The following is a 278-nucleotide window of genomic DNA, read 5'->3' as shown; positions in this document are numbered from 1 at the left end:
GATCGAGGCGCTGAAGACCCAGTATCCCGGGCGCTACCGGGCGCTGCTCGAGGCCGGCAACGCCCATCCGCCCATGGGCCTGCGGGTGAACCTGCGGCGCACGACCCTGGAGGGGTACCTGGCGCTGCTCGCGGAGGCGGGGCTCGAAGCCCGCCCGGTGCCGCCCGCGGGAGCGCTTCTGGAGCGGCCGGTGCCGGTGGAGCGGCTTCCGCGCTTTGCCGAAGGCTGGGTGTCGGTGCAGGACCTGGGAGCCCAGCTCGCGCCCGCTTTCCTGGACC

The 278-nt window shown here is 74.5% G+C and carries 1 pseudogene; it reads left to right on the top strand.

The annotated features are described in order from the left end of the window. Positions 1-278 (top strand): annotated as a pseudogene (locus ACTFO6_RS18680) (16S rRNA (cytosine(967)-C(5))-methyltransferase RsmB); the annotation flags it as partial.

The organism is Pelomicrobium sp. G1 (genome assembly GCF_051905455.1).
In the GTDB taxonomy this organism is placed as follows: Bacteria; Pseudomonadota; Gammaproteobacteria; order Burkholderiales; family UBA6910; genus Pelomicrobium.
This window is presented reverse-complemented; position numbering and strand designations above follow the sequence as displayed.